Below are 6,456 nucleotides of genomic sequence, written 5' to 3'. Positions count from 1 at the left end.
CCGCTGCCGGTGGAGCCGATGATCGCGGTGGTCTCACCGGGCCGGGCGACGAGCTCCACGTCCGTGAGGACCGGCTCCTCCGCGCCCGGATACCGGAAGCCGACGCCCTCGATGTCCAGTCGGCCGGGGCCGGGGAGCACCCGGACGGGGTCGGCGGGCGGGACGACGGAGGGCAGGGTGTCAAGGACCTCGCGGACCCGTTCGGCGCCGGCCTCGGCCCTCGGCATGTGCATGAGCAGGAAGAGGACCATCATCACGGACATGGAGGTCTGGAGCATGTAGCCGAGGAAGGCGAAGAGCTCGCCGGGCCGGAGGGCGCCGGAGTCGATGCGGTGGGCTCCGACGTAGACGAGGGCGACGGTGGTCAGCTGCCAGACGATCAGCACGGTCGGGAACATGAGGGCCTGGAACCGTCCGGCCCGGAGGCCGACGGCGAGGAGCTCGTCGTTGGCGGCGGCGAAGCGTTCCCGCTCGTGCCGGTCGCGGACGAAGGCGCGGACCACCCGGACGCCGGTGATCTGCTCGCGCAGCACCCGGTTGGCCCGGTCGACGCGCTCCTGCATGCCGCGGAAGAGGGGCCGCATCCGCAGCACGACGGTGCCGACGGCGCCGGTCATCACCGGCACGGACAGGAGCAGGACGAAGGCGAGCGGCACGTCCTGGCGCAGGGCCATCGCGATCCCGCCGGCGCACAGCAGGGGCGCGGCGACCAGCATCGTCAGGGCGAGCACGGCGAACGTCTGGATCTGCTGGACGTCGTTGGTGGTACGGGTGATGAGCGAGGCGGCGCCGAAGCGGCCGCGCTCCCGGGCGGAGAAGTCCTGGACCCGGCGGAAGACCTCGGAGCGCAGGTCACGGGCGACGCCCATGGCGATCCTGGCCCCGGTGCAGGTGGCGGCCGCGGCCGCCACCGCCTGGAGCAGGGTGACGGCGATCATCACGGCGCCGCCGCCGAGGACACGGTCGGTGTCCCCGCGCAGGACGCCGTGGTCGATGACGCCGGCGTTGAGGGCGGGCAGGGCGAGGGAGGCCAGGGACTGGACGAGCTGGAGGGCGACGAGGAGGACGAGGAGGGGCCGGTGGGGCCGGAGGCGGGGGGCGAGGAGGCGCAGCAGCATGGCGGGGTGCCCTCACGAGCCGTACGGGCGGACGGACTTGGCGTCCTTCAGGGCGCGTCCCCACCAGCCGAGCTGGTCGAGCAGCACCTTGGCCGCGCCTTCGGCCGCGGCGGGGTCCTGAAGGCGGCCGCCCTGGTCGAACCGCCCGTGGGCGTTGTGGAAGGAGACGGTGTCGCGGACGGTGACGGCGTGCATCTCGGCGAAGACCTGGCGGAGCTGCTCGACGGCGCGCAGGCCGCCGGAGACACCGCCGTAGGAGACGAAGCCGACGGGCTTGGCCTGCCACTCGGTGTAGTGCCGGTCGATGAGGTTCTTGAGGGAGGCGGGGAAGGAGTGGTTGTACTCGGGGGTGAGGACGACGAAGGCATCGGCGTCGGCCAGCACCGGGGAGACCTTGGCGAGTTCGGCGCGGACGGCCGGCGACGGATCGTGGGACAGGGAGGTCGGCAGGTCGACCTCGGCGAGGTCGACGACGGTCACGGTGAAGTCCTCGCGTTCGGCGAGCCGGGTGCGGAACCAGTCGGCGACGACGGGCCCGAAGCGGCCTTCGCGGTCGCTCGCGACGATCAGTGCGAGGGTCAGGGGGGCCGAAGGGACGGCGGGCGGGGTGGAGTTCGTGAGGTCCATGCGGATGATCGTGGTACCTCAAGTTTGCTTGAGGTCAAGTGCCGTTCCCGGGCTCTCCCGAGGGCTTCTTCCCGGACCGTACGGTGAGGACATGACGACACCTCCCGCACACATCGAGATCGACGGCGTCCCGGCGGCCGATCCCGGACTCCTCGCCACCCTCATGAGCGGCTACGGCCACTTCACGGCGATGCAGGTACGGGACGGGCGCGTGAAGGGCCTCGGCCTGCACCTGGAGCGGCTCGACCGGTCCACCCGCGAACTCTTCGGCCGGGGCCTGGACGGCGACCGGGTCCGCGCCCTGATCGCCGGAGCCGTGGCGGCCTCCGGGCGGCGGGACTCCTCGACCCGGGTGTACGTGTACGGGGGCCCCCGCGTCGTCGTGACCGTCAACGAGCCCGCCCCCGACGACCTCGGGGCCCCGCAGCGCCTCATGAGCGTCGACTACTGGCGCCCCGCGCCGCACGTCAAGCACCTGGGCGGCTTCGGCCAGGACTTCCACAACACCGCGGCCCGCCGCGCCGGCTACGACGCGGCCCTCCTGACGAACCCGTACGGCGACATCGCGGAAGGCGCCGTGACCAACATCGCCTTCTGGGACGGCACTTCGGTGGTGTGGCCGTCGGCGCCGTGCCTGGAGGGCGTCACGATGGCCCTCCTGGAGCCCCTCCTGGGGTCGGTCCGCCGCCCGGTGACCCTCGCGGACCTGCCGGGCTACCGGGCCGCCTTCGTGACCAACTCCAGGACGATCGCCCCCGTCACCGCGATCGACGAGACCGTGTTCGCGGTGGACGAGGACCTGATGAAGCGGGTGTACGCGGCGTACGTGTCGGTGGAGGGGGAGGCGCTGCGGCCGGGGCGATGAGGGGGCGAGAGCGGGGGCCGGGCCGTCGGGCCCCGCGTCACCCGTTCGGCACGGAGTGTCGGATGGCACCCGATAATCCGCTCTGACCTGCGCAAATGTCGGCGATCCAGTCGACACACCGTATCGGACGGCCCAATCCTGATGCCCCATCAGCAGGCGGTGGGCGTGGCGCGGCCTTTATCTCGGTCACAGAAGGTCCGTTTCCGGGTGTCCCTCCCGGGAGGACCGCCAGGCATGACCGTACGCGCGCCCCGGAGGATCCCCATGCGCACCACTGCCCGCCTGCTCACCGGTACCGCGCTGACGGTCGTCGCGCTCGGGGCGTTCGCCGCCCCGGGGGCGTACGCGAACAACGAGAACTCCGAGTCGCTGGAGATCTTCCCGTCGTCCGCCTCGCCCGGCACCACCGTCACCGTCAACACCCTCGCCTGCGGCAAGCACGGGCACGGGGTCGGGGACGCGAACTCGCTCGGCGCGGGCGAGTTCCAGCTGAACCCGAGCACGCACAAGGAGGTCGTGGTCGGGCAGTTCACCGTGCCGCAGCACGCCAAGCCGGGTTCTTACTGGATCAGCGTCGCCTGTGACAACGGCCGGACGGCCCGGGGCGACCTGATCGTGAAGCACCGGAGCCCGAGCGGGCACGTACAGACCGGTGTCGGGGGCAGCGTCGGCCCCGACACCGCCCAGGTCACGGCGGGCGCGGCGGTGCTGGCCGCGGCTGCCGTGGGCGGGGTCTGGCTTCTGCGTCGCCGGGCGAGCGGCGCGCAGGGCTGACCGGGACCACCGCCCGTCCTGCCCCCGCCGCGCGCCGCTACCCGGCCCGACGGGGGCAGGACCACATCCGTGAACCGACCGAGGGAACCCAGGTGAGCAACAGGAGCAAGGGCTGGGGCATAGCCGTGGCCGCCTGCGTCGGGCTCTGGCTCGTCCACAACGGCTCGGAGAACGTCACCCCGCCCGTGCCGTCCGCGGCCCAGGCCTTCGCCGCCGGGCCGAGCGTGCACACGGACGCGGCCGCCGACCCGCTGCCGCCGTCGGCGCCGGTCCGGCTGCGCATCCCGGAGACCGACGTGGACACCCCGATGACGGGGCTCGGCCTCGGCGCGAGCGGCGCCCTCGACGTGCCGCCGGCCGGCAACCGGAACCTCGCCGGCTGGTACGAGGACGGCACCACGCCCGGGGCGAAGGGCACGGCGATCGTCGCCGGCCACGTCGACAACGCCGACGGTCCCGCCGTGTTCTACACGCTGGGCGCCCTCAAGAAGGGACACCGGATCGAGGTGGACCGGCAGGACGGCCGTACCGCCGTCTTCACCGTCGACGCGGTCGAGGTGTACGACAACAAGAGCTTCCCGGACCGGAAGGTGTACGACGAGGCCGACCGGGCCGAGATCCGGTTGATCACCTGCGGCGGCGGCTTCTCGAAGAAGAACGGCTACCAGGGCAACGTGGTCGCCTTCGGCCACCTCATCGGCGTCCGGTAGCGGAGGGCGGGCGGGACGTCACGCCCACTGGTCGAAGGCGAGCTTCGCGACCAGCGAGAAGACCACGACGAGCAGCACCCCGCGGACGAACTCGGCACCCTTGCTCAGCGCCATCCGGGCCCCGATCATGCCGCCCGCCAGGTTGAAGACCGCCATGACGGCGGCGAGCTGCCAGTACACGCTGCCCTGGTGGGCGAACATGGCGAGCGCGCCCGCGTTGGTGCAGACGTTGACGATCTTGGCGGTGGCGGAGGCGGTCACGAGGTCCAGGTGGAGCACGGCGGTGAGCGCGAGGACGAGGAAGGTCCCGGTACCCGGGCCGAACAGGCCGTCGTAGAAGCCGATGCCGCCGCCGACCACGACGATCGCGGTGACGATCCGGGCGCGGGTCAGCGGCGCCCGGTCCGCGCCCTCGGCCTTCGCGCCGAACGACGGCCGCAGCATCACGAAGGCCGCGACCGCGAGCAGCACCACCATGATCACCGGGCGCAGGACGTCGCTGCTGATGCCGGCCGCGAAGAAGGCGCCGCACATGGAGCCCGTGAGGGCCGCGAGGCCGATCCGCACCGCCGTCCACACCTGGACGGGCGCCTTGCGGACGTAGGTGACGGCGGCCCCGGTGGTGCCGACGATCGCGACCGCCTTGTTCGTCCCGAGGATGTGCGCCGCCGGCACGTGCGGGATCCCCAGCAGCAGGGCGGGCAGCAGGAGCAGCCCTCCGCCGCCGACCACGGCGTCGATCCAGCCCGCCACGAGCGCGGCGAGGCAGAGCAGGGCAAGGGTGGTCAGCGATATCTCGGGCATGGCCGTGACCCTACGGAGCGGATCGTTGCCCCGTCCATCGATCACCTCATCGTTGAGCCAGCTCTGAGGTTGCGGCACCCGGGTCCCCCGGCCGTCCCGGTTCGCGGTCCCCCCGGCCGTCCCGGTTCGCGGTCCCCCCGGCCGTCCCGGTTCGCGGTCCCGTCGGCCACCCCCGGCCCGGCCCGTATACGGGAGCACGCGGCTCGGCCCGCCGCCTCCGATGCCCGGACCGGGCTCGGGCCGACGCCGATCGCGGGCAATGCTTCCGGACCCTCACAGCGATCCGGGGCGGAGGCTGAGATCAGCGTTCCGTACGGGAAACAGTCGGGATGCCGTCGGGTAACACCGGCGACGCACTCTTCCGGGTATGAGTACACGGATCGTGGTGGTCGGGGGCGGAACGGCGGGCGCCCGGCTCGCCCAGCGCCTGCCCGTCACCCTCCTCGGCGAGGAGCCGCACGCACCGTACAACAGGGTGCTGCTCGCCGATGTCCTCGCCGGGCGGTACGCCCCCGAGGTCATCGCCCTGCCCGAGGTCCGCGAGCCGGCCCGGCTCGGGGTGCGGGCGGTGCGGATCGACCGGGCGGCCCGGATGGTGGAGTGCGCGGACGGCTCCGTCGTCGGCTACGACCGGCTGGTCCTGGCCACCGGCTCCAACCCGGTGCTGCCGCCGCTGCGCGGACTGCGCGGGGCGGCCCTGCCGGACGGCGTCCACCCCTTCCGCACCCTCGACGACTGCCTGGAGCTGCGCTCCGTCGTCCGGCCGGGAGTGCGGGCGGTGGTCATCGGCGGCGGCCTCCTCGGCGTCTCGGCGGCACGCGCCCTCGCCGCGCTCGGTGCCGAGGTGGTGCTGACCCAGCAGGGTGAGCGACTGATGGAACGGCAGCTCGACGCCCAGGCCTCGGTCCTGCTCCGGGAACACGTCGAGTCCCTCGGCGTCGAGGTGCACACCGAGTGCCGCGTGAGCGGTCTCCGGCAGCGCGACGGGGCCGTCACGGCGGTCGAGCTCGCCGACGGCTTCGTCCTGGACGCCCAGGTCGTCGTCCTCGCCTGCGGGGTGCGCCCCCGCGTCTCCCTCGCCCGCGAGGCGGGGCTCGACGTCGCCACCGGCATCGTCGTCGACGACGAACTGCGCACCTCCGACCCGTTCATCCACGCGATCGGCGACTGCGCGGAGCACGCCGGCCGGAACTACGGCCTCGCGGGACCGGCGCTCGAACAGGCCGACGTCCTGGCGGACCTGCTCACCACCGAGCTCACCGGCGCCCGCTACACCGGCACCCGTGCCCTCACCCGGCTCACCCTCGGCGGCGCGCAGCCGCTCGACCTCGCCGCGTTCGGCGAGGTCACGGCACGCCCCGGCGACGACGTCGTCCAGCTGACCGACGCCACGCGCAGCGCCTACCGGAAGGTGGTCGTGCGCGGTGACCGGCTCGTCGGGGGCGTCCTCCTCGGCGATCTGGCCGCGGTCGGCTCGCTCGCCCAGGCGTGGGAGGGCGACGAAGCCCTCCCCGACGCCCCTCTGCTCCACCTGCTCACCCACGACGGAGGCTCCTGA

Annotated in this window: 7 protein-coding genes; 4 read left to right on the top strand and 3 right to left on the bottom strand. The window is 73.2% G+C overall.

The features are described from left to right. Both OO54_RS02360 and OO54_RS02355 read right to left on the bottom strand, forming a co-directional pair. The coding region (locus tag OO54_RS02360; protein WP_033201174.1) for an ABC transporter ATP-binding protein at positions 1-1,118 on the bottom strand (1,118 nt) is incomplete at its 3' end. A gap of 12 nt (positions 1,119-1,130) precedes the next feature. Next, entirely contained in the window at positions 1,131-1,745 is a 615-nt protein-coding gene (locus tag OO54_RS02355) for an NADPH-dependent FMN reductase (protein WP_033201173.1), read from the bottom strand. Between the two features lie 91 nt (positions 1,746-1,836). On the opposite strand from OO54_RS02355, the gene OO54_RS02350 reads away from it, so the two are divergent. The 3 genes from OO54_RS02350 (at position 1,837) to OO54_RS02340 (ending at position 4,094) form a co-directional block, all read left to right on the top strand. Next, complete coding sequence (locus tag OO54_RS02350; protein WP_033201172.1) at positions 1,837-2,610, top strand: aminotransferase class IV; 774 nt, start codon at positions 1,837-1,839, stop codon at positions 2,608-2,610. Between the two features lie 264 nt (positions 2,611-2,874). Next, positions 2,875-3,384 carry a hypothetical protein gene (locus tag OO54_RS02345; RefSeq protein ID WP_033201171.1) on the top strand — a complete coding sequence of 170 codons (510 nt, stop codon included), beginning with the start codon at positions 2,875-2,877 and terminating at the stop codon, positions 3,382-3,384. A gap of 92 nt (positions 3,385-3,476) precedes the next feature. Next, a complete protein-coding gene (locus OO54_RS02340; RefSeq protein WP_033201170.1) occupies positions 3,477-4,094 on the top strand; it encodes a class F sortase in 618 nt (205 codons plus the stop codon). Between the two features lie 18 nt (positions 4,095-4,112). Here the strand turns inward: OO54_RS02340 and OO54_RS02335 are convergent, their stop codons facing one another. Next, a complete protein-coding gene (locus OO54_RS02335) occupies positions 4,113-4,898 on the bottom strand; it encodes a sulfite exporter TauE/SafE family protein (RefSeq protein ID WP_033201169.1) in 786 nt (261 codons plus the stop codon). A gap of 367 nt (positions 4,899-5,265) precedes the next feature. Between OO54_RS02335 and OO54_RS02330 the strand changes: the two genes are divergently transcribed. Continuing rightward, entirely contained in the window at positions 5,266-6,456 is a 1,191-nt protein-coding gene (locus OO54_RS02330) for an NAD(P)/FAD-dependent oxidoreductase (RefSeq protein ID WP_033201168.1), read from the top strand.

Origin of the sequence: Streptomyces wedmorensis (genome assembly GCF_000716445.1) — a bacterium.
Lineage (GTDB): Bacteria > Actinomycetota > Actinomycetes > Streptomycetales > Streptomycetaceae > Streptomyces > Streptomyces wedmorensis.
This window is presented reverse-complemented; position numbering and strand designations above follow the sequence as displayed.

Coding starts and splice junctions, on each gene's coding strand:
- OO54_RS02335 (WP_033201169.1), bottom strand. CDS start 4,898: ATGCCCGAGATATCGCTGACCACCCTTGCCCTGCTCTGCCTCGCCGCG.
- OO54_RS02330 (WP_033201168.1), top strand. CDS start 5,266: ATGAGTACACGGATCGTGGTGGTCGGGGGCGGAACGGCGGGCGCCCGG.
- OO54_RS02345 (WP_033201171.1), top strand. CDS start 2,875: ATGCGCACCACTGCCCGCCTGCTCACCGGTACCGCGCTGACGGTCGTC.
- OO54_RS02355 (WP_033201173.1), bottom strand. CDS start 1,745: ATGGACCTCACGAACTCCACCCCGCCCGCCGTCCCTTCGGCCCCCCTG.
- OO54_RS02350 (WP_033201172.1), top strand. CDS start 1,837: ATGACGACACCTCCCGCACACATCGAGATCGACGGCGTCCCGGCGGCC.